Source organism: Mucilaginibacter sp. CSA2-8R (assembly GCF_038806765.1).
Lineage (GTDB): Bacteria > Bacteroidota > Bacteroidia > Sphingobacteriales > Sphingobacteriaceae > Mucilaginibacter.
Window position 1 is genome coordinate 3,857,124 of sequence record NZ_CP152389.1, and the last position, 23,789, is coordinate 3,880,912.

General features: G+C 43.8%; 21 protein-coding genes and 1 tRNA gene. 7 read left to right on the top strand and 15 right to left on the bottom strand.

The features are described from left to right. Window positions 1–41 precede the first annotated feature (41 nt). From AAGR14_RS16590 to AAGR14_RS16630, 9 genes are all read right to left on the bottom strand, one after another. Entirely contained in the window at window positions 42–2,651 is a 2,610-nt protein-coding gene (locus AAGR14_RS16590) for a glycoside hydrolase family 2 TIM barrel-domain containing protein (protein ID WP_342645355.1), read from the bottom strand. A 115-nt stretch (window positions 2,652–2,766) separates the two neighbouring features. Next, on the bottom strand, window positions 2,767–4,233 hold the full coding sequence (locus AAGR14_RS16595) for an alpha-L-fucosidase (RefSeq protein ID WP_342645356.1): 1,467 nt from the start codon (window positions 4,231–4,233) through the stop codon (window positions 2,767–2,769). A gap of 9 nt (window positions 4,234–4,242) precedes the next feature. Further along, the gene (locus tag AAGR14_RS16600) at window positions 4,243–5,454 is read right to left on the bottom strand and encodes an ROK family protein (protein WP_342645357.1); all 1,212 of its coding nucleotides are present in this window, start codon (window positions 5,452–5,454) and stop codon (window positions 4,243–4,245) included. Window positions 5,455–5,815: 361 nt separating this feature from the next. Beyond that, complete coding sequence (locus AAGR14_RS16605; protein ID WP_342645358.1) at window positions 5,816–6,679, bottom strand: glycerophosphodiester phosphodiesterase family protein; 864 nt, start codon at window positions 6,677–6,679, stop codon at window positions 5,816–5,818. 17 nt (window positions 6,680–6,696) lie between these two features. After that, window positions 6,697–8,745: a glycoside hydrolase domain-containing protein gene (locus AAGR14_RS16610; protein ID WP_342645359.1), complete on the bottom strand. Its 2,049-nt coding sequence runs from the start codon at window positions 8,743–8,745 to the stop codon at window positions 6,697–6,699. Window positions 8,746–8,807: 62 nt separating this feature from the next. Beyond that, entirely contained in the window at window positions 8,808–10,343 is a 1,536-nt protein-coding gene (locus AAGR14_RS16615; protein WP_342645360.1) for a RagB/SusD family nutrient uptake outer membrane protein, read from the bottom strand. Between the two features lie 11 nt (window positions 10,344–10,354). Beyond that, window positions 10,355–13,639: a TonB-dependent receptor gene (locus AAGR14_RS16620; protein ID WP_342645361.1), complete on the bottom strand. Its 3,285-nt coding sequence runs from the start codon at window positions 13,637–13,639 to the stop codon at window positions 10,355–10,357. Between the two features lie 344 nt (window positions 13,640–13,983). Further along, window positions 13,984–14,862, bottom strand: a complete 879-nt coding sequence (locus AAGR14_RS16625) for a hypothetical protein (RefSeq protein WP_342645362.1) — start codon at window positions 14,860–14,862, stop codon at window positions 13,984–13,986. Window positions 14,863–14,887: 25 nt separating this feature from the next. After that, a complete protein-coding gene (locus AAGR14_RS16630; RefSeq protein ID WP_342645363.1) occupies window positions 14,888–16,135 on the bottom strand; it encodes a YdcF family protein in 1,248 nt (415 codons plus the stop codon). A 283-nt stretch (window positions 16,136–16,418) separates the two neighbouring features. Between AAGR14_RS16630 and AAGR14_RS16635 the strand changes: the two genes are divergently transcribed. From AAGR14_RS16635 to AAGR14_RS16665, 7 genes are all read left to right on the top strand, one after another. Beyond that, window positions 16,419–17,093, top strand: a complete 675-nt coding sequence (locus tag AAGR14_RS16635) for a hypothetical protein (RefSeq protein ID WP_342645364.1) — start codon at window positions 16,419–16,421, stop codon at window positions 17,091–17,093. A 136-nt stretch (window positions 17,094–17,229) separates the two neighbouring features. Then, window positions 17,230–17,303 (top strand) — tRNA-Asp (locus tag AAGR14_RS16640). 253 nt (window positions 17,304–17,556) lie between these two features. Next, window positions 17,557–18,069, top strand: coding sequence for a hypothetical protein (locus AAGR14_RS16645; RefSeq protein WP_342645365.1), 513 nt, complete (start codon window positions 17,557–17,559; stop codon window positions 18,067–18,069). 81 nt (window positions 18,070–18,150) lie between these two features. Continuing rightward, window positions 18,151–18,621: a site-specific integrase gene (locus AAGR14_RS16650; protein WP_342645366.1), complete on the top strand. Its 471-nt coding sequence runs from the start codon at window positions 18,151–18,153 to the stop codon at window positions 18,619–18,621. A 263-nt stretch (window positions 18,622–18,884) separates the two neighbouring features. Then, window positions 18,885–19,157 (top strand): hypothetical protein, encoded by a 273-nt coding sequence (locus AAGR14_RS16655; protein ID WP_342645367.1) that lies wholly within the window; start codon window positions 18,885–18,887, stop codon window positions 19,155–19,157. Between the two features lie 2 nt (window positions 19,158–19,159). Then, entirely contained in the window at window positions 19,160–19,576 is a 417-nt protein-coding gene (locus tag AAGR14_RS16660) for an AAA family ATPase (protein ID WP_342645368.1), read from the top strand. 9 nt (window positions 19,577–19,585) lie between these two features. Beyond that, window positions 19,586–19,825 carry a hypothetical protein gene (locus AAGR14_RS16665; RefSeq protein WP_342645369.1) on the top strand — a complete coding sequence of 80 codons (240 nt, stop codon included), beginning with the start codon at window positions 19,586–19,588 and terminating at the stop codon, window positions 19,823–19,825. 569 nt (window positions 19,826–20,394) lie between these two features. Here the strand turns inward: AAGR14_RS16665 and AAGR14_RS16670 are convergent. The 6 genes from AAGR14_RS16670 to AAGR14_RS16695 form a co-directional block, all read right to left on the bottom strand. Next, complete coding sequence (locus AAGR14_RS16670; RefSeq protein WP_342648701.1) at window positions 20,395–20,826, bottom strand: lycopene cyclase family protein; 432 nt, start codon at window positions 20,824–20,826, stop codon at window positions 20,395–20,397. A gap of 95 nt (window positions 20,827–20,921) precedes the next feature. After that, entirely contained in the window at window positions 20,922–21,269 is a 348-nt protein-coding gene (locus AAGR14_RS16675) for a lycopene cyclase family protein (RefSeq protein WP_342645370.1), read from the bottom strand. 141 nt (window positions 21,270–21,410) lie between these two features. Continuing rightward, the gene (locus AAGR14_RS16680) at window positions 21,411–22,490 is read right to left on the bottom strand and encodes a BCCT family transporter (RefSeq protein WP_342648702.1); all 1,080 of its coding nucleotides are present in this window, start codon (window positions 22,488–22,490) and stop codon (window positions 21,411–21,413) included. Further along, entirely contained in the window at window positions 22,373–22,864 is a 492-nt protein-coding gene (locus tag AAGR14_RS16685; protein WP_342645371.1) for a BCCT family transporter, read from the bottom strand. The genes AAGR14_RS16680 and AAGR14_RS16685 overlap by 118 nt, the downstream gene beginning before the upstream one ends. Then, complete coding sequence (locus tag AAGR14_RS16690; RefSeq protein WP_342645372.1) at window positions 22,830–23,219, bottom strand: BCCT family transporter; 390 nt, start codon at window positions 23,217–23,219, stop codon at window positions 22,830–22,832. Before AAGR14_RS16690 ends, AAGR14_RS16685 begins: the two co-directional genes overlap by 35 nt. Continuing rightward, the gene (locus AAGR14_RS16695) at window positions 23,216–23,410 is read right to left on the bottom strand and encodes a hypothetical protein (RefSeq protein ID WP_342645373.1); all 195 of its coding nucleotides are present in this window, start codon (window positions 23,408–23,410) and stop codon (window positions 23,216–23,218) included. The genes AAGR14_RS16690 and AAGR14_RS16695 overlap by 4 nt, the downstream gene beginning before the upstream one ends. Window positions 23,411–23,789 lie beyond the last annotated feature (379 nt).

The window sequence follows — 23,789 nt, forward strand, 5'->3', positions numbered from 1 at the left end:
ATAAAATCGTATATCTGAAAAGTTGAATGCATGTAATGTATTTAGTTGGCTATGGGCAACAGTTGCTCAGGCAAATTCCAGCCGCTTACCGACAGCATATTCTGCTGGCCGGCATCCTGAGGCTGATAATCTAAAACAATTTTGCGCTGTTCGCCCGGTAAAACCGAGACGTAATTATCGGAATAAAAAACCGGTAATACCCGTTTTTTGGTACTGCTATTTATTAACGACAGCCGGTTAAAAAATGCCACCGGTGCTTTGGCCGGGTTGGTTAAGGTAACCTCTACCTTACCCGAACTAACGCGTTTGCCCGAAATTTTAAGTTGAGAGGCCGGCATGCGCTTTAAACCCGAATAGGTTCCCTCGGCATCCGGCAGCCAGTAAGTATTGCTGCTTACCACATTTTTATTAAGATCTAATAGTTGGATAGATAAAAAAGCGCCTTCATCCTTAGCCAGTTTATCAATGGTAGTTTTAATGGGTAAAAAGTTTTTGCTTGATGACGGCTGGATTTCAATTACCACCTGGGTAATTAAACTATCGGCTCCTTTCATGTCATGTGTTTTTACTACCAGCATCAAATCACGCTTAGTTTCGAAGGTATTGTTTATCACGCCTACCACGCCGGTGATAGGATTATACATACCGTGCAATGGCTCGCTGCCGCTGTGCAGTCCATACAAACAGGCATTGGGGTCCAGGTAGTAATCGTACATCTGGCCGCGCATAGCTGTCCATGGGTTTTGTGTTTTCCAGATGATTACCCCGGTGTACCAGTCCCACATGTGTGAGCTAAAGCCTTCCATCAGGGCGCGGTACTGGTCGTAATTTACCAATTGGGCCTTGTTTGCAAAATCCTCCGCGTCTTTAGCTTTGCCATAAGGATCAATCGATGCATCATAGCCAATGTATTTATGGTAATCCCAAACCGAGTCTACTTTGGAGGTATTTTTCTCGACAGAGTATTGCGGGGCCACCCTGTTTTTTTCGGGGATGAAACGTTTTAGCGACTCGTAATCACTAACACCCACCGAGCCAATTTCGGAATTAAACGGAAACGTACGCGTTTGCCAGAATGTTGAAAGCTGCTGTATTCCATAAGGCCCATCGCCATTACCACCCAAGGTATTTAATGACATCTTATCAGAGTTAGAATACTCTACAAACCAACGGGTGCCATCCAGTTTAGGGATGATGGAGTCGCGCAAAGGCAACAAAATATCTTCGGGAGGAGTAATTTCGTTACCGCCGCACCAAATGGCTAACGACGGATGATTGCGCACCATTTTAACCTGATCGGCAGCCGAACGCAAAAATAACTGGTGATCATCAGGGTATTTACGGCGGGTCCACTGGTCTTCGGCTTTCAACGGGTCGAGCCATTTGCCATCGGCGTCTCCAGATATCCAGAAATCCTGAAATACCAGCATACCATATTTATCACAGGCATTATAAAACTCAGGGCGTTCTATAATTGCGCCTCCCCAAATTCTGATTAAATTGAGGTTCATGTCTTTGTGAAAGCGAACTTCCGCATCGTAGCGGGCATCTGTAAAGCGCAGCATGGCATCCGAAATAATCCAGTTACCGCCTTTAATAAACACTTTCTGGCCATTTACCGCAATTTCGCGGCTATTAGTATGACTGTTCCAACTGGTTTGTATTTCGCGAACGCCTACATTGATATTTTGTTGGTCAGACAGTTTGTTATCACTGGTATAAAACTGTATTCGTGAAGCATACAAGTGAGCGTTACCATAACCGTTTGGCCACCACAAAACCGGGTTTTTAAGTACAACGTCAGCCAGGTTAACTTCGGTTACCGAGTTGGCTTTAAGTATTACCTTTTGGCTAACGCGATGACCGTTGATGGTATATTGCAGCGTGCCGCTAACCGGTGCAGGCAGTGGGTTTTGCAACTCGGCAGAAGCCTTGATGATGGCAGGTTGCTGTACCCCTCCTACTTTGCGCACACCTGGCACCAGTGTAACAACATGCGGGTTGTTGATTTTAACTTTGCCAGTAGTTTGAACAGTCACCTTGTCCCATATACCGGTATTGCGGTCGCGCATGGGCTGTATCCAGTCCCAACCGGCGGTATATTGCAAACCCACATTTTTACCAATACGGCCATCACCACCCTGACCACCATTGGGATTACCCACCGGATCGGGCGGATAAACTACCACCGCCAAACGATTATTCCCTGATGGATCGAGCACAGAAGTTATGTTGTAAGATTGACGCAAAAACATACCGTAGTGTGTTTTTGAATTGAGTTTATGACCGTTTACAAAAACATCGCAGCTATAATTGATGCCGCGAAGATTTAAATAAACCTGTCCACCGCTTTGCGGAGTTGCTGCTTTAAAATTGTTTACAAACCAATAGGTATAGTAATCGCGCCCGGTGTAAAATATGTCTTTAATCCGCTCATTGTTCATGCCATAAAATGGGTCGGGCACTTTATGGTTGTTCAGCAAGGTGGTTAACACTGTTCCAGGTACGGTGGCAGCCATCCACCCGGTTACATTGTAGTTAGCTTTAGAAATAGCAGTTCCGTCAACATTCACTTCTTTAATAGCAGCACATTTCCATCCGCTATTCAGTTCGACCGAGGTTTGTGCTTTTGCAGTCAGCAAAATGGCCAAGCAAGCAACAGCGGTTAATAAAGTTTTTTTGTATTGTTGATATCGGAATTTTGATTGATGCATATTTCTAATCTCTGCAATGTAATTTCTATGTTGAACCGTTTAGTTTTATGTATTAGTTGTAAGCCAGTTTAAAAGTTGCGGCCTGTTTTAAACCGCTACCATCGCGAAGACTTGAAGGTACAGTTACCTTAACAGCACCACCCTGCTGCTGCCACTGTATCTTTTGCGACGAGCCTAACAGGCTGACTTTTTTTACTTTTTTAGGATCGCTTATTTTAAACTCCAGCGTAGCCGGCAGTTTTACATCCTCTTTGTCGCCAAGCACATAAGCATATACAGCCGATTTATTTTTTGCTTGTGTGTAAAACACATTATTTTCTGAGTAAGGTGCAATGGCTTGTGAGTTATAAATGCCCTCGCCATTAATTTTCATCCAGGCACCTATACCGGCCAGGCGTTTGTAGGCCTCGGGGTCCCAGTCACCATCAGGGCCTGGGCCGATATTCATCAACAGGTTACCACCGCGCGACACGATTTTAACCAGCAACTGCACAATATCGTGGGTTGATTTATAATGGTCGCCTGGTACATAGCTCCAGGAGTTGCCCATAGTGATACAGCTTTCCCAAGGGAAACCTTCCGGCTTGTTGGGTACCTGCTGCTCTGGAGTGGTGTAATTTTCATACTGCCCAGGCACCGTACGGTCTACTACAATTAACCCAGGCTGGTGCTTACGCGCCATGGCCGCAATTTTAGGCATATCAATATCCTGGTTAAACTTAATACCGCGTTGCCAATCAATAGCCGTATCAATAGTAGCTTTAGGTCTTACCCATCCGCCATCCAGCCACAAAATATCTACACTGCCGTAACCAGTCATCAGCTCCTGGATTTGGTTGTAGGTAAAATCTTTAAACTTGTTCCAGCGCTCCGGGTATTTAGCCGGGTCGTAATTTACGTTGCGGTCTTTAGGCGGAAAGTACGGCCACCAATAGTCGGGTGAATGCCAGTCGGGCTTAGAAAAATAAGCACCGATCATAAAGTTTTCTTTCCTGAAGGCGTTAAAAATTTCCTTAGTAACGTTTGCACGAGGATTGGTTGCAAACGGCGATTTAGAGTCGGTGATCTTGTAGTCTGACTGTTTAGTGTCAAACATGGCAAAACCGTCATGGTGCTTAGTGGTAAACACTACATATTTCATTCCGGCATTTTTAGCGGCGGCCACCCACTTTTCGGGATTAAATCTAACTGGGTTAAAAGATTTTTGAAGATTTTCGTAAGCCTGCTTGTATCCGTTATAGGTAGCACTATACGGACCTTTGCGTTGGGTCCAGCCTTCATCCTCGGGGCAAATACTCCAACTTTCAACCACGCCCCATTGCGAGTAGGTACCCCAGTGCATAAATAAACCAAATTTAAGATCTTGCCAGTGTGTAAGTTTGGTTTGAACAGCCGGGTCTGTAGGAGCTTCATATTTTTTTGAAGTTTCGTGTACCTGCGCTTTAGCGTGGCCGGCAAACAGCAATGCTGATAAGATAAGTGCCTTAGTTAACCGCTTGCCCTGCATTTGTATCGCCATTCGTATATATTATTGATTGATGTCCAGTTCTTTATTTAATGCCTCAATTTTATCGCCCAGCAATTTGCCAATATTTTCTACCACCAGCACGGCGCCGCCTATTAACTGTGCTTTGCTGTTTAGGTTTGATATCACCAGCTCGGTGTAGGCTGCCAAACGAGGTATGCAATGTTCATTAATAGCCTGCTGTATAGGCGCCATCCATAACCGGCCAATTACGCTAGCCTTGCCACTAAAAATAATAATAGCCGGGTTCATGATGTGAATAAGGATAGCCAGGCACTGCCCGATGTGATAGGCTGCCTCCGATATCAGTTTTACTGAAAGCATATCGCCTTTAACGGCCTCGTTAATAATGGCATCGGCATCAATGGTCGGGTAATTGGCTAAACTACTGCGTTGCCCTTGTGCAATCTCTTCATTAGCTTTTGAGATGATGGCAATCAGGGATGCTTCTGTTTCTAAACAGCCATGCTTGCCGCATTTGCAGAGTTTACCGTTTTTAATTAAGGGGATATGGCTAAACTCGCCGGCCAAACCGCTGTGCCCTCTAAAAATTTCGCCGTTTACAATCATACCCAAGCCTATACCCCAGCCCAAATTAATTACCATGGCATCATCCTGGTACATGGCAGCTCCAAACTTTTGCTCGCCTAAGGCAATAGCGGTCGAGTCGTTTTCGATAAATACAGGCAGCGAAAGTGCCTGCTGCATATAATCAACCAGCGATACATCCTTGCAATCAAGATGGGTATAGTTGATACCTTTTACCGGGTCTATAAAACCGGGCATGGTTACGCCAATGCCTAATATTTTACTGTTGTCTATCCCCGACTGAGCTATATACTTTTCAATTTCGGTAATCAGGTTGTCCGCCTTTAAGTTGTAAAGCTCCAGTTTGTGCTGAACAATGTCGGCCACAAAACGATTGTTCATATCCAGTATACCAATCTGGATATAAAACTGGCTTACAGCTACCGATACAATGTAGTGCGTATCTGGTATTAGTGAGTATTGTAAAGGTTTACGGCCGCCGCTGGAGCTGGCATAACCTTTCTCAATCACGTACCCTTCTTTAATTAATTCGTTAAGTACTTTGATGGCATGCGGAATGCTTTTTCCTATATAACTACTTATATCGGAACTTGAAAGCGCTTCATTATAGTAAAGACATTTAATCGCCTTGGCGTTGTTTACCAAAGCAGATATGTTTTGCGACATTGACTAAGAAAATTAAAGATTTACATATTTAGTTTATTTCTGATAACAAAGCAAACTTTTTTAAATTTTTAAAAAGATTACTGCCTTTAGCCTACCAGTTTGCACAACTCATAGGAGTTATGCAAATTGTGATATTAAGCTATCATTTTAAATGTATTCTTTTACGACGTTATGAGTAATAATAGAGTTACACTTATAGACAATTATAAATGGCTTTGATAATCAATACTTAATGAAGTCAAATTTCTCCATCGCCAACTAAACGAATAAAAAAAGCGTCTTTATTACTAAAACGCTTTTAAACAACTGTATGAAAAGTGACAGTCCATCCGAGATGAACTGGTTAATTATCGCACGGCATTTATTGATGCTCTTTTTTTTCTTTCAAATATTGCAGCATTTGTTTGGGGCGGTCGGTCTGTAAAATGGCGGCACCATGTTCTATCAACCATTCCCAACTATCCTTGGTATTGCCTTGCTCAATAGCCAGATCATCCTCGTGCCCGGCATTGAGTGATGCCCAAAGTGAATTGTACCACAATTTAGCACCGGTACTGGTGATAAACTTATTGTCTTTCAGGATGGCTGAGGTATCCTGCTTAAAATTACATTCAAAAGCGTAAGGCTTCATGTTCTTTAGATAATCAGTTATCGTTTTTTTGGCATCGGGCTTATCCAGGTTAACAACGGGCATGTAAATGATGCTATCAATGAGGGTAGGGTATTTCTCTTTTAGCTGTGCATAGGTAACTTCTGCTTTAAAAATGGCCTGTTTTAGTGTGCCGGTTTCTTTTAACACAGCAAACGCTTCGTGGTAATAAGGATAGCTCTTATCGAGGTTAACCATTATTTTTTCGCCTTTGAGTGCCAGCATCACTTCTTTTAGAGTTGGGATATGGTTGCCGGTTACACGGCCCAGTCCATTGCGTAAACCAAATTTCAGAATCTCGTTGTAAGTATAATCACCGGGAAGGCCTTTGCCGTTAGTAGTGCGGTCAATGGTTTGATCGTGCATGATGACGATGACGCCGTCTTTGGTTTTAGCTAAATCGAGCTCTACAATATCTACGCCCATGGCAGCGGCGTTTTTAAAAGCCCACAGTGAGTTTTCGGGCGCGTTACGCCAGTCGCCGCGGTGTGCGGCAACCATTATTTTATTTTGCGCGTCAGCAATTAAGGTAAAGGCTTGTAATAAGAGTATGGTTAAAATTATTTTAGTTTTCATGAATTAGGGATAAAAAATTATTGCATATCAACCGATGATATCCATTGGTTGGTAAGGCCAAAATTTTGGTTTGGCTTATCAGCGGCTGTAATGATTAAAGTTCCGCCTTTTATAATCTCCTGGTGAGTAAGCCAGTTGCGGTTAAGCGGCTTACCGTTTAAAGTAACCGACTGTATGTAGCGGCGTTGAGGGGCATAGTTAACCACCTTAACTATGAAATTTTGCCCGCCGGTTTTAAGCTGTACCTCGTTAAATAGAGGCACACTTAAATAATAAACCGGCCAGCCCGAGCAAGCCGGAAAAATACCGGTTGCCGCAAAAACGTACCAGGCCGACATGGCACCGGCATCATCATCCATAGTACGGATGTACGTATCGGGCTTGTTCTGGTAAATCACATCTACAAACGGGTCGATGCCACGGCTATTATCATTAAAATAGTACTGTACTACGGTATCAACCGCATATTTTTGCACCAGATACTGCGAGCGCCAGGGTTGCGACGTAGCGTTAAACATTAACGGCGCTTGTATGTCGGGCTCATTGGCATGGTTATAATAGTCGTTATCGAAAAACTCATTAAGCTGCTTTAAGTACTCTTCCTCCCCGCCGGCCAGTTCCATCAGTCCTTTATTATCAAAAGGTACCAGCCATCGGTATTGCCAAATGGTTCCCTGGTACATGCCCCGTGCCGAAACACGGTCGACGTCAGGCTTGGTTAAATCCTTAAAATCTTTGTTCCAATATTCTTTGTATTGCAATGCTTGCTGGCGGTATTTAGCGCTTAGTTCGGTTTTGCCCATAATTTTCATAATCTCCGACAAAGCCCAGATATCGTAACTCGACTCGAGCGCCTTATCAGGATGCGTAAAATCCAAGCGGCCGGCTTCAGCCACCAACGAATCGGCGATGCTTTTGAAATCAACCTTAAAGCCTTTTCGGTAAGCATCCAACAATACTACCATAGCATGCTCGGTACGTACGGTGTTGGATGGTTCGTGTTGAGTGGCGTAGTCTTTTTTGCCATACTTGTACATGCCGGCAATTGAATTCACCATATACTGGTACTTATCCGGGTAAAGCAATGCCAGCAAGGGCAACTGGGTACGGTAATTATCCCAGATAGCCCATCCATTGTAAACCTGCCCATTAGTGTGCTGCAGGCTGCCATCAGTAGCGCGATAGCTGCCATCTTTTTCTGACACCAGGTAAGGCGATTGCATAGTGCGGTACAATAGAGAATAAAATAATTTTTCGCGGTTAGCATCACCTTTCACAGTTACATTACTTAGCAGGCTATTCCAATTATTGTGTCCGGCATTTTTAATAGCTAACAGATCAGCATCAGTAAGCGCAGCTTTAGCATGTTGCACATCAACGCTTGAAAAGGCGACGTGAATCTGCATGTGTGCAGTGTTACCCACGTTAGCCAGCAACTCATGCTCACCCACTGCCTTTAACATTACCGGCCCGCCAAATTTAATAGCGTAGTATACCCTATAAGTACCTACGTTACAAGTGGTGCGCGAATCTATCCAACCGCTAATGCCATTATTTGCAACCTGATGTTCCTCGGCTACAAATTTATTAGCCAGCGTATGACTCAGGTCTATCAAAAAACCTTTGCTGCTGCTTTCGGGAAAGATATAATCTTCTACCCCAGTGTTACCGTTTACGGCAATTGCCACTTTAATATTGTTTGCAAAAGCTAGCTGGTAAAAGCCGAGACCGGCATTTTCGGTTGCTTTGTTCAACACGCATGCGGCCGCATCATTGCCAATAAAGGGCTTAATTAAAATATTACCGCCGCTCCCCTGGCAGCCCACCCCCTCAACACGGTTATGAGTAAAACCTAAAAATATTTTAGCTCTGTGCTCATAGCCCATATGCAGTTTGGGATACGTTTGCGGACCAATGCTTAACATACCAAAAGGAGTTGAAGCAGCGGGCGACATCTGACCATGGTCGCCGGACGATCCCAGAAACACGTTAACCTTTTGGGCATTTTGGGCGGATGCAAAAGCAACAACGAATAACAAAACAGTAGCGGAGAACAGTTTTTTCATGCAGGGCAAAGAAAGAAAAAAGGAGGAAAGTATTTCCCTCCTTAAGCATAACTATAAGGTTATTAATAACCCGAATTTTGATACATCCTTGTCGGGTCGAGCTTATACTCATCGAAAGGGATAGGATAATAACGATCTTTAGTGCTAAAGTTGGCTAACCTGGCAATACCAAAATCGGCCTGGCTTTTACTTTTAAAATAGGCCACCAACTCGTCGGTACTAAAGGTACGCAGCAAATCAAACCAGCGGTGATGCTCAAAAGCCAGTTCAACGCGGCGCTCGTGTAAAATAGCTAAACGCAATGTCGGATATTTACTGCTGTAAGCTGATGTAGCCGAAACTGCCGAGTATAAAGGCACTCCTGCCCGGGCACGCACCATATCCAAATACTGTATGGCACCGGCGGCGTCGCCTAAGTAATTGCTTACCTCGGCCAGCATTAAAATTACATCGGCGTAGCGAATCAGTATCCAGTCGTTGCCACCGTAACCTAAGTTTGACGCTGCCGGACTGGTATCTCTGAACTTGGTAATAAAATAATCTTTGACCGACGAGGCACTGGCAAATTTTACCGAAAACGCCATCCGTGGGTCGCCATTCTCGTAATCTTTAATTAAATCGGGCGTTACGTTGCCACCAACGCCAGTAGTAGTTTTAAGCGAGTTGATGGTTTCGCCTGTAGGCTGATTGTTGGCCGCGATAGATGAGCTGTAGTTAGGGTCGCCCTGTTTGTTTACAATCTGCCAGATGAGTTCAGGACAGGTTGATTTTTTATTCACATCAAACACATCAGTGTATGGAACAGTGCTTAACGCCCCAAACGTACGCATGTTGTAGGCTGCCAGCAAATAAGTTTTGGCATCATTCAGGTTGCTTTGGCGGTTGGTTTGGTCTTGCGTGGTGGCCATGGTTAAGTAAACCTGGCCCAGTGTTGCATTGATGGCTGCTTTTGATGTACGCCCGATGCCCGCTCCGGTTTGCAAATTAGGCAGATTGCTGTTTAAGGCATCTTTTAGGTCAGCTACAATCTGCGCATAAACGGTAGCCTGCTTTTCGCGAAAGGTGTTTGCAGCCACTTCTTCGGGGGTAATTAGCTGTTTGGTTACCAGCGGCACATCGCCCCACATACGTACCATATGAAAGTAGGTAACCGCACGTAAAAACTTGGCCTCAGCAATATATTGCTGTTTAACTGCCGGATCGGTAAAAGAGACTTGGTCGATATTAGACAAAACCACGTTTGCACGGCTAATGGTGGTGTACATAGACACCCAGTGGCTTTTTAAATATGTATTACTTGGCAGGATAGAAAAATCGCCGAATTGAAATGGCTCACCGGCATTACTCTGGTTATCATTTCGGCCGGTATCATCCGAGCGCTCGTCTGTCCATAAGCCGCTGTTTTCGCCAATATTATTGCTGCTGCGCAAGGATTGATAAATGCCATTTACCGCACTTGAAATATCATCAGGCGTACGAAAGCTGGTAGCCAGCTCAATGGCGTTGGGATCTTTTTGTTCTAAAAACTCTTTTTTGCACGAAGCCGAAAAAACGATCAGGCCGGCAGCAAAGGCAGTAGTTATAAATATTTTCTTCATTTCAATATGTCTTAAAATGCCACTCTTAAACCTAAGTTGTATGAACGTACCAATGGGTAAACGCCATAATCTACACCGGGTGCCAGGTTGGGCGGCTGCGTGCTGTTTGATGAGCCGCTGGTGTAATTGTAATCTACTTCGGGGTTGTAACCTTTGTATTTGGTGATGGTAAACGCATTAACCACACTGGCATAAAGGCGCGCGCTCGAGATGCCCAATTTGCCATTTAACAATTTAGGCAAGGTGTAACCCAGCGTGATGTTGTTACAGCGCAAAAACGAACCATCCTGCAGGTAAAAGTTAGACAAGCGGGTACTGTTGCTTTGCGTACCCGCACGCGATGCACGGTAAACAGTACCATTGCCCGATTGTGCAGCATTGCGGTAACGGTTAACCACATCAGCATAGTTATTGCCCGAGCCCTCCATATTGTACAGGTAGTAATCCTGACCATCGAGCACGCTGTTACCTTTCGAGCCGTTAAACGAGGCATTCAGGTCGAACTTTTTGTAAGTGGTAGTGATGGCAAAACCGTAGGTAAAATCAGGGTAAGGGTTACCAATCACCGTTTTATCGGCATCGTTTACGATACCATCTTTGTTGGTATCTTCAAAATACATATCGCCTACCCGTAATGGGTTAGATTGCGAGGCCGATGGTGCCACTTTACCCAACGTTTCGGGCGTAACAATACCGGCTACTTTAAAGCCATAAAACATGCCTACCGGCTGGCCCTGTTGGGTAATATTGGTAAGGTATGAGCGCTCTGCACCGTTAATGATAATGGTGTTATTACCGCTTAACCTGGTTACCATGTTGCGGTTAATAGATATGTTACCGCTTAAATTTAATGTAAAATCTTTAGAGCTAACTGCGCGTCCGTCTAACTGGAAATCGAAACCGCGGTTTCTGATTTGTGAGTTACGCAAGTTGGTTAAAATGGTAGTACTGCCAGAAATAGCCGAGATTGGCTGATTATATAGTAAATCGGTTGAATAGCTTAAGTAATAGTTGGCAATGACAGATAAGCGGCCTTTAAACAATCCAATATCAGTACCAAAATTATACTGTGAAGTTGTTTCCCAGCTTAATTTAGAATCGGCTATACCATTAGGATAAGTAGCGGTAGCTACACTGCTTGAGCTGCCAAACACTACACCGGTTGGGCTGGCCAAGGTTTGATAATAACCATAGTTACCAATGTTGTAGTTACCACTTACGCCCCAGCTGGCACGTAACTTAACCGTTGATTGGTCGCCCAGGAAATCATGATAAAATGGTTCTTGCGAAATATTCCAGCCGGCAGATACAGAAGGGAAGTAACCATATTTATTTTCGGGGCCGAAACGTGATGAACCATCAGCACGGAACGAACCGGATAAGAAATATTTACCTGCATAATCATAACTCAAACGGCCGAAGTATGACAGCAGCGTAAAGTTTGATTTACCTGTTGGGCCGCCGTTAAGCGTAAAAAATGACGGGTCGGCACCTTTGCCGGTAATTTCGGGCACGTTATCATTCAAAAACCCTTTTGCAGTTACGCTAATGGCATCGCGCATATTTTTTTGAACGGTGTAACCACCCAAAGCATTTAAATGGTGCTGCTTAGACTGTTTGTTGTAATTTAAAGTAAACTCGGCCAGCTGGTCATTTACCGTAGTATTTTGTGCCGTTGCCGTTGCCGCAGCAATAGCCTGAGCCGAGCCCGGAGGGTTAGCGCCGCTACTCAGGTTGGTGGGCAGGTAATAGTCGTATTTTTCGTTATAGGTATTGGTACCTAGGTTAGCTTTAAACATCAGGTCGTCCAGTATTTTGTAGCTGGCAGCAACGTTGATGTTGGTACGGTAGCCTTTGCGGTTAATTTTGGTACGCGTAGCCAAAGCCACCGGGTTTTCAATGCTTTGATAACCAAATGCTGCTGACTGGGCTGCTGCTGCGTTGGTAGCTAATGAACCATCCGGATTATAAGCCGGGAAGAAAGGCATGTAGATTAAGGCACCTAATATAGGCCCGTGGTCAAAGCGGCCTTCCTGAATTTCGCGGTTGTAGTTTTGAGTGTAAGCCACGTTAGCATCCACATGCAGGCGTTTGCTGACATCTGAAGAAATGTTTGAACGGAAGTTATAACGCTCCTGTCCCGAAGAAACAATGATACCCTGCTGGTTTTGATAAGCACCGCTTACATAGTAACGGGTATTGTTATTATTGCCCGAAAATGACAGCGTATGTTTCTGGAAAAACGCATGCTGATACAATTCATCCTGCCAGTCGGTGTTTACCGTTTGCGGGATTAATGCTTGTGAGGAAAAATTATAAAGATAAGTTGGGATTTGAACGCTGCCTGCATTACCTACGTTGGCTACACGGGTGGCGTTGTTATCTGAGTACATAGCATCATTCCAAACTTTTCCGGCATTTTGCCATAAATCGTGGTAAGCATTGTTACGGCCATCAATAACCAGTTGGGCAAAATCAATTGAGTTTAACAATTTTACTTTGTGTGCCAATTGGTCGCTTCCCATCTGCACGTTATACTCAAATTTTCCTTTGCCATCTTTACCATGCTTGGTAGTAATTAAAATAACACCACCTGAGGCCCGCGAACCATAAATAGCTGCCGATGCCGCATCTTTTAGTATATCAACCGATTCAATATCATCGGGATTAATGTAAACATCATTATTGGCAGGATAACCATCTATAACATAGAGGGGATCTGAACTGGCATTGAAAGAGCCGACACCACGAACCCTTATTTTGGTGCTTTGGTAAGGCGCTCCGGTTGTTTGCGAAACCTGTACACCGGCAACTTTACCCACTAATGCCTGGCCCAAAGTAGGCGCCGCCAAATTAAGCTCGCTTGCCTTAACGCTGGATACTGCACCGGTAACATCGCTTTTACGCAAAGTTTGGTAACCAATGGCTACCACTTCGTTCAGTTTATTGTACTGTAGTTTAAGTTTAACGTTAACGGGACTATCGCCTACGGTAACTTCTTGGCTTAAGTAACCTATAAAGGTAAATACCAATACGGTACCTTTATTTACATTAAGCGTGTACCGGCCTTCGGCATTTGTGGTTGTGCCGGTAGTAGAATTTTTAACGTGTACTGATGCACCGGCAATGGGCTGGTTATCCTCATCAGTTACCATACCGGTAACCGGTGGTAAAACGTTTGAGCTTGATTTTGCGAAAGAAGCTGCGGGAATTGAAAATGACAAAACGAACAGCATCAAAAAACAAATGCCATTCAAAGTCAGTTTTAAAAGAGCAGGAATAATCTTTTTATTCATACTTTTAAACATGGTTGGTAAGATTAAATTAATTTGATTGGTCAACCAGGCACATTAACCGGACGATTGTTGGCGCACTCACCGGTTTTTGTGTTTTATGGGGTTGTGATTGTTAATACGGAGTGGAGTGTCAGCGTTTTACATAGGCAAGTATATAAGGAAAGCGTTAAGAGCTGGATAAAATGGATAACTTGAGCAGCTATCATTGACGAAATAAAAACAACGAGTGTATTTGTTTGCCATATTGGCAACAAAGCTACCGGCAGCATCTTAAGTTAATTATGCAATAAGATTAACTTTGTGTTAACAAATATTAAGAAGAAATAAAACAGAATCAAGAAACGCTACCACTGAACATTGAGGTAGTTAACGTTATTTTTGCGGGACGATGTTACCGCGATGCCCTTTGTTTTATTAATGAAGGCAAAACCTTCCAGTTCATCAGCCCGCTGGTTGAGGTCAATCTGTTTAATCACCCTCATTTGTCCGGCTTTAATTGATGCCTCAAAATCTACATAAGTAAAACGCCATCTGCGGCCCTCCACCTGATTTTGGATAAGTACCAGCATTTTTTCTTTAGGCAGCCAGTGCAGGTTTTGTACCCAAGGGGTACAGGTAAACTTTTTAAAAAGCACACCCGGCTCTGAGGTTTTACTGCAGTTAGCCAGCTTTTCGGGGTCATACAACCGCACCTCGTTACCATGGTCGCCATAGTCGGCCGTGGCTACATACCAGCGATTGTTGTATTTAACATATTCAGGCCGGGTACCCTGTATACAGGCATCATCATCAATGGTTTTCAACAAATTACCATCAAGCGTGCCGGTTTTCAGTAAGCCTTTCCAGTTCACATAATAGATCGTTGTTTTCCATCGGGTGCCTTCAGGGTTTAATTTTACCGAATTACCTATAAATACCCGGTCGCTACCGTTATAAGCAATACCAGTAGGATGGCTAATCACATCCTGGCCCTTTTCAGTAAGTTTATATTCTTTCTCCAAATAGCGCAGACTATCGCCCTGCATTCGGTATTCGCGAATCATACCGACCTCACGGTCGCCGTATAAAAATACTCGTCCGTTTTGATTAGATATACCCTGGCAGGCGCCTAACGAGTCAACCGTTGTTTCACGGTCTATTTTTATATCAACTTCTCTGTTTAAAAATGCTGTAGCAGATGCAGCAATTAAAGCAAAGCATGAAATGAGGGTAATCTTTTTCATCAGGATTATTTTCTATTTACAGCGATTACGGATCCATGGGCTCGTCGGCATCAATTTGCAGCGAGGTGATAACCGGATAAAATTCAAGGGCAGTTTCGGTTAAGCGGTTGCCGAGTTTATAAGGCACATAACCTAACTCTTTTAAGCAGCGCTTTTCCATATTGGCAATCCCGTCATTTTGGCTTTTATCAGTCACAATTAGCCCGGGCTTGGCCATAGGCATTCCGTATCTGAATATCAGCCTTACATCATTACGAATATTAGTGGTGGTATGACGTGCATGAGGTTCAATGATTACCGCATAATCGGGCAAATGAAGCGTACCAACCATATATTTTTTCATTTCGGCGGCCTCATTATATTTTGTTTTGTAAGGGTGTACACTTCCTCCAGATACCACTACAAATGGCGCTTTGCCTGCAAAATATTGCCTCGCCGCAGCCCGGCAGCGCAGCATCCCCTCTCCGCTTAACGGCGTAGTCAGATTATCTGGCCCGGCACCTGGTACCAAAATATGCGAGTACGGATAGGATGCCCATTTAACTTTGCTTACCTTATCAGCGGCCAATTTATTGGCTGTAGACGCCATCGGTTCGTAGAAACTCGCATTACGGCGTTCGTTAATCTCCAAGTAAAGTAAAGCGGCGTTTAAAGAGGGGGCAAAAAACAACCCTTCGCTTTTGTTGCTTTCTGCTATATCGGTTGCACAATCGTACATCAGGTTTAGATAACCTTTCCTTTTTACATCAAAACTGATGGAATCAACCTGGGGGTAATTGGGCTTGTTACCCTCTGCATAAACGCCGATGGTGTAATTTACGTAATTGGCATCCTGCTCCCAGGCTTTTACCAAGAGGTCAACGGGTTCCTCATTACTGTATTTGATGTACATACCCGAGGGTATCAAATGCGTTTTAACCAAATTGCCCAAGGCATTGTCAGGCTTGTAAAGCGCCCGTAAGCGATTGCTTGCCATTTGTATCTCATCGCCGGTCAACTTTTGTTTCTCGGGCAGGCATAACGCCTCTTTACATTCCGTGAGTGAAGCTTGAACAGCTTTATATTTGGCCTGGGCCAGTTTCACAAACTCCGGATCTGACTTAAGCAGTTTTTTTACAGCTTCGTTTTGCTCAAATAAAGTAAGCAGGTAATAATTTTTCGCTTTCACCCAGTCGCCGCCGGATACAAGTTTGTAATTAGCCTGCGCACCCATTTGCTGCGAAAAACCATTAAAGCCAAGCAAACTGAATAAAATCAAGAAGCGAATTTTCATGCTGATATTTACCATTACAAACAACCGATATGTTTATTAACTCAATGTTAGCGTTAAGTTATTAAGATTAATTGTATCTCGTTGCCGTAAACTGATGCTTTTTGCTCAATCATTCAGAAGAGGTCAAATGAAAAAAACTCATTTGGGTACATTGAGGCTTTACTTAAACACTAGCCAACACTTCTCTAATTAAAGTTTCGCATGTTTTAATTGACAATTAAAAATCAATGCTTTAACTTGGTTAAACCGATTAGACAAGCAACCAGTTATAAATTCTAAACCTATGAAACAGCGATTATTTTCAGGAAGTCTGTTGATGACTTGCCTGCTCGTTAGTATGATGTCAGTGGCGCAAACGGTAGGCACACCTCAGCCAACTCAATCAATGCGTTTGGAAGTGGACGGGGTACGGACCAACCGTTACGGTAACATTGAGGTAGACGGCTCGCCTTTTTTGACCGATAATTGGACGCCGGGCATGGCCATCAATGACAAAGGTGCCGAGTATCCCCTACTTTTAAAATACGACATTGTTAAAGATCAGCCTATTTTTGCGGGCAAAGACAGCGACATGATGGAATTTACCGTTCCCATCAATCGTTTTGCCTTAAAGCAGGATACCTATCAGAACGGATATCCCGCAGTAGACGAGTGGTCTAAAGCAAGTTACTATAAAAATATAGGCAGCGGCAAAAGCAAGTTACTTAAACACTATTACAAAAAAAGAATTGAGGTGCGGGACATTGGCGGCTTAACCGGTTACAAATACGAAGATAATACGGCCTTTTACTTATTTAAAGACAGCAAGATGACCGCCGTCAAACCTGGCAAAAATGGCATTTTAGACGCCTTATCCGATAAAAAAGGTGAAGTTGAAAACTTTGCAAAAGCGAATAAGCTTAATTTTAAACAAGATGCTGATTTAGCCAAATTAATGGATTACTACAGCAATTTGTAAGTAAAATATTAATGACCAACCGATTGCTGCTGAAATCCGCAGTTGCCCAAACAAAGCGAACAAGAAAATTTCATTTATTTGAACTTAACTTTTGGAAATTTGCAATAAGCGATTACCTTTGCAATCCCAAACGGGAGGAGTGGTAGTTCAGCTGGTTAGAATACATGCCTGTCACGCATGGGGTCGCGGGTTCGAGTCCCGTCCATTCCGCAGATAGCAATATCAAAAACAACTAAAAGCCTGTAAACTAAATGTTTGCAGGCTTTTTTATTTTGCCTCGTTTGCCACTATATCTAACCATTCCCATAAAAAAGGTTAGCATCTGGTGAGCACTCTTAAAGGCAATCAATCATGCTCACCAAAACGCTTGTAATGAGCTGCATTACAAGCTGTTCACTCAATAAACATCTTGACTGTAAGCAACGAAACTACCACTTTTGTTTTACTTAATTCATCATGCAACATGAGAACTAACATGCATCTGCTCTTCTACCTCAAAAAAAGAACCGGCTACCAGAGCGGCCCTGTAGCTATCTACCTGCGCTTCGGCTATGATGGTCAGCGCTCTGAAACTTCTACCGGCAGGAGCTGCGAGCCTGCCCGCTGGAACGCAGCAGCAGGCAGAATGAGCGGCACCCGCGAGGACGCCCGCACCCTGAACGCTTACCTAGACAGCCTGCAATCACAGGCACAGTCCCTCTATCAAACCATGATCGCTAATGATGAAGTACTGACCGCGGGAAACATCCGTAACCGCTTTACCGGTAAAGGAGAAAAGCTGCGCACCCTGGTCAGCGTCTTTTCGGACCACAATAAGAAAATGGCAAGCCTGGTCGGCCAGGAGTTTGAGAAAAGCACCCTGACGCGTTACAAGACCTGCCTGATGCACGTACAGGACTATTTAAAGCTAGACTACAACTTGCAGGACCTTCCGGTGGCTAAGATCACCTTTGAGTTTTTGACCGGCTTTGACTAATACCTCAGAAGCACACGTAAGTGTGCTAATAACTCAGCCATCAAGTACGTCAAGAACCTGCGTAAAATCGTGCGTATCTGCTTGAGTAACGGCTGGCTAGCTATTGACCCATATATTAACCACAAGCCCAAAACTAAAAAGACCAACCGTGTGGTGCTGTCCAAAGAGGAACTGGCGCGCCTGATACAAAAAGAGTTTACCATTGAAAGATTGGATCTTGTCAGGGATATCTTTGTCTTTAGCTGCTATACGGGTCTAGCCTATGCGGACGCCCGTAAGCTTAAAGTTTTGGAGATTACCCTCGGGATTGACGGTAACCGCTGGATTCATACGGCCAGTAAGAAAATGGATACCATCTCGCGCTTTCCTGTGCTCCCTGTAGCATTATCCATCATGGAAAAGTATTCCGGCCATCCACAATGCGTCAGCAAGGGTTTGGTGCTACCGGTGATCAGCAACCAAAAAATGAATGCTTACTTAAAAGAAATAGCCGACCTGTGCGGCATACATAAGCCTTTCATATTGCCCGGCACACTTTTGCTACTACGGTGACGCTCAGCAACGGCGTTCCTATTGAAAGCGTCTCGAAAATGATCGGACATACCAGTATCAAGACTAAACATATCTATGCCCAGGTGCTGGACCATAAGATCAGCGAGGATATGCAAATGCTCAGGAATAAACTGGTGGCCAGCTAATCAATCTTATTAATAATTATCCATCAATAATTCTGCTGACAGTTCCCATATGCTATAAGGCAACTGTCAGCTACTTTACTTATCCATTAAGGTGCTTACAAAATAAACTATATTTGTATGAAGACGTTAACCCAACATATGCGTACTCCGGCTAAAGATGACCTTCGCTTGAAATCGATCCTCGACCTATCGGACGAGGAGCTGCATGAGCGGTTAAGGTCAACTGCCGAAAACATCACCAAGGAAATTTGGTCGAAAAACGGGTACATCACTTATTATGATGCTGTCATCTGTCCGGACACCCGGCATATGATCCATGAATACCGGGACCGCAAAGAACTGGTGAAGATTGCCCCAAGCGGTGCCGTTTACCTGGTTAAAACGTTGTAGTGATGGCCAGCGCAAACCCGCAGCTGCTCATCATCGCGGGAAGTAACGGTGCAGGTAAGTCCACTTATTCCAGTGATATGTCCCAGCCTGGTGCGATTATATTCGATGCTGATAAAGAAAGGGTCGCGTTTATCCGTCAGTTTCCTGACTTGCCGGAACAGAGCATAGCTTTCGCAGTAGAGCAGGTTTTTCTGGATCAGGTGGAGCTTGCCCTGAAGCGAAAAACAGACTTAACCATCGAAACCAACTTTCGCGATCACGGAATGATGTCTACCGTATCACAGTTTCAACAAGAAGGCTATAAGGCAAGCCTGATCTATTGGGGTCTGACCAGCATAGAGCAGTCCATCGACCGGGTAAAGCACCGAGTCCACCACGGCGGCCACTTCGTGGATAACCATAGCATTCGCTACAATTAAATAGAGGGATTGAGCAACCTGGTTTTCTTTGCTGACCGCTTTGATGCGGTTAGAATTATAGATACCTCAGGCGACTATCTCAACTTAACGACAGTATACCAGTCGGTGGGCAGGGACATTATTTATCTGACTGAACAGGTGCCGAACTGGGTAGCGGATACGCTGCGTATAATGATCAGTAACCTTCGTCAAAAGCATGATCGCAAGCAGGATGATGACGAAAGCCGAAACTGGGGACCGAGGCGGTAGCTTCGAAAACCAATCCAAATACTTAGGCCAGCAGCTTTATAAAAACCGTTTTGTACAGTCCTACTCATTGCAGCGCTTAAACCCCGAAGCAGCACACGAGCGGCAAAGTGTCAAGGGGAAGGTCAGCGCAAAAAAAAACAAATCACTGTGACCTTACTTGTCATGCCCTTGACGCTTTGCTGCGGTGCTTACCTTTGTGGCAACGAGGCGATGGAGGTTTGACGTTTTTTGCGCTTTCATACGACAGGTGTGTTACGCGCGCAGCAAGTTTTACTCCTGTCCAGCTGTAGCAAGGCTGACTGCGCAATGCAGTATCGCGCGGTAGCGCGTGACGCAATGCAGCAGTCAGCTGATGCGCCAATGTGATGATATTGATTCTTTTAAAACCTTTCATCTAAAAAGCGCAATACTCTAGCAAATTAATTATGCTGGAACAAATGGGTAAAAATACCGGCAACCAACTGCGGCTTTTTACGAATGATGCTTAGCAGCAACCGATCGTAAAACCTAAACCGGCCGTGCTTACCGATTTGCACATTGGGAAATTTAAAATTAAAGTTTTGCGCTAGTCATATACTATCTTGTGTGATACGGTTAAACGTATACCCTGTACTGGCCTTCACCATACCGGCAGCCTTGCCAATCGACACCTCGCCTGCTTGTCCGTACCGCTTAAACGTTTGTCGGCTCATGGGGATACATCCCTTTTCCGTAGATGTAACCACAAACTTAACGTTGGGGTATTTTTGGTGCAGATAGTCGTTAATCAGCACGTCATACACGTCATCAGCAGCAACATTGTGCGAAAAAAAGGCAGCTTCGATTAGGCCTCGTGTTTTGGTAAAATGCAATAAATAAATAAAATGAACGTCCTGATAGATTTGCACAGCGTAATCCATCAGGCTTGCCGTACCTTCATCAAAAACTACCTGATCTGCCTCAATGTACCACCCTTTAAAATGTTGCTTTAATTCGTTAATCTGGCTTTCTTTTGCCGGGATGCTGCTATAGCAGGCTTTCCCCTAGGCTATATATTTATCAGCTTTAATCAAATATCCTTCCTTACTCGGTTGTATTTGATTTACTCAGGCGTTTATTAAAGTGACGTTGTGGTGTACAGGAATAAACTCATGACTGAAGTAGTCAAAAAATACCTTACCCGGGATATATGATTACTGTACGGACTAATCACCTGAGCTTTAGAGAACGCCATCGAGCTGAACAATAAGTTTTGCCAGAATTTAGCAACCATGTGCTGTAAAGGATGCGGCCCGGACGACCAAAAACACCAAGATCGTTGTTTTATAGAGCCGTCATCAATGAGCAATACTTTAAGATTGGGCCATGCTGCAAGCTGAAAAAATTGATATAAAAGCTGTAAACCTGCGCATCCTGCTCCAACAATAACGATGTCAAACGAAGAGCTGTAATCAGATGCTTTCATTTTGCGTCGAATAATTTATTAACATTTAAATGCTCAGACACGATGGTTGCTTTAAAAAGGTTACTAATCGACGACATTCCTTGGTTACTAAAGTCTTTCAATAAGTATACTCCATTATCAACGCCTGCTATTTTCAAATTATTAAGCTCCATGCTGGCGGGCATTGCTGCTGATAAACATTTCATTGGCTTCTTCTGAAATGATTTCCAGGAAACGTTCATAATGTTTTAACACATCGCTGATTAACTCGTTTTTGGTAAAGTACTGCACGTCATACCCCTCCCGTGCATCTCCGAAAAAGGTTTTTGGATAGTAAGTTTTCTTCTCTACTACGTCCGGAAGGTTTTTTTCCGTCATCAGGTAATCTGATACGGTTTTGATATGGCATTGCACGCCATAAATAAAATTGTTTACTACGTTATGCTTGATGACGAGCTCAATCCGGCTTGGACGATGAGTAGAATTAATGCTGACTGCAATGCCATAGGTGTCAAATTCTTGCTTGAGTTCTGTAAACGCCTCTTTTACCTGACCGTGGATGAATGCATCTACTGCAGCATCATCCTTAAACGATACAATTTGAGTGAGGCGCTCCTTCCAATGCTCGCCTGACCACGGGATGGTAGATATTGAAAAGTCGCGATCGTAATATTTATAGTCGATCATCAGGCCTTTCATCAGCGACACCACGAAAGACAGCATGATAAGCGAGAAAGGCAGCGCGGTGATCAGTGTCATGGTCTGTAATGCCTGCAAACCTCCGGCGTTGAGCAGCATGAGCGCTAAAACGGCCAGTAAAACTCCCCAGAATATTTTTTGCCAGGTTGGAGAATTGTCTGCATTACGGGTAGAAATGCTATCCATCACCAGAATACCCGAGTCTGCAGAGGTCATAAAGAAAATGATAATGATGGCGATCACCAAAAAGCTCGAAATGGTCGAGAGTGGCAAATACTCCAGAAAACGGAACATCAGGGCATCTTTGTCACCTACCAAATGGTTTAATATGCCATGAGCAACATTTAAATCCAGCCATATAGCGCTGTTGCCAAAAATGGTAAACCAAACGCAATTAAATAAAGTAGGCAATATTAATACAGCTGCTATAAAAGACCTGATGGTTCGTCCCTTAGATATTTGAGCAATAAAAAGTCCCACAAATGGCGCCCACGAGATCCACCACGCCCAGTACAGGATGCTCCAGTTGTAAAACCACGGCAGGGTTTCCGCATCGTAAACATGGGTATTAAAGGTGATGTTGAAAAGTTATTGATGTAATTTCCTATCCCGTCGGTAAAGCTACCAATAAGGTACACGGTTGGACCCAGCGTTAAAACGAACAGCATAAGCACAATGGCTGCAACAATATTAATGTTACTTAGCAATTTGATACCCTTTCCAACACCAGAGATTGCAGATACAATAGCTAATGATACTAGTATACCTACAATGCCAACTTGGTAACTAAAACTGGTTTGAGGCAACACATGAAGTATTTTCAAACCGGCATTAATTTGAACCACCCCAAAACCTAACGTAGTAGTAATACCGAAAAACGTGCTACATAGCGCAAAAACGTCTATAGCATTTACCATTAATCTTTTCTTTCAGCAATGGGTACAGGCAGCTCCGGAGCGAAAGCGGCAAACGGTACCGGTACGAAAAGTAGGCTAAGCATAAACCTACCAGTCCATATACCGCCCAGGCATGAATGCCCCAATGAAAAAAGGTATATAACTGCGCGTTTTTTGCACGGTTGATGTAATGATTATCAGCAAAGGCCTTTGCTGAGTAATGAGACATAGGCTCGGCGACGGCAAAGTATAACAAACCAATCCCCATCCCTGCGGCAAACAGCATGGCCAGCCACGAGAAAAACGAATACTCGGGTTTGCTATCGTTAGGCCCTAACTTGATGTTGCCATACTTGCTGAACATCAGATAAATCAAAAAAACAACAAATATGGTAACCGACCAACGTAAATCCAGTTCAAATTCACGAATATAAATTCCTTAATCACGTTCAGGACCTGCTCGGTAGGCTGCGGAAAGAAAACAGCCAGCAGGCAAACGCCTATAATAAACGTAAGCCCCGGAACGGTAACACCTTTATCGAGTGTAGATTTAAGTTTAGTTTGCATTATCATATATAAGTCATTGCAGCTCAATACCCTACCGCGCTGCCAGGCTTCGGAACCGATCTGAAAAAGACAGCTACAGTATATGGAAAGCCCCGTTACGGCGGCACAGGTTTTAAAATAATTAGTTAAAGGCGCAGCATCCAATAAAGTCAAAACACCTTAAATTTTAATACAGGCCGTTTGGTGGTTTCTCGTTAAACCAAACAATGTTTTAACAATAAATCTGTAACACCTGCCTACCGAATATGTTTCTGAGTAAACGCTAACGACTAAGTTAAATACAAGGAATAGCAGCCATTTATCGTATTATAGACGCTCTTATAACAAATTAATTTCAATTAAGCATCTTACGCGCTTCATGAATAAAACATACATTAAA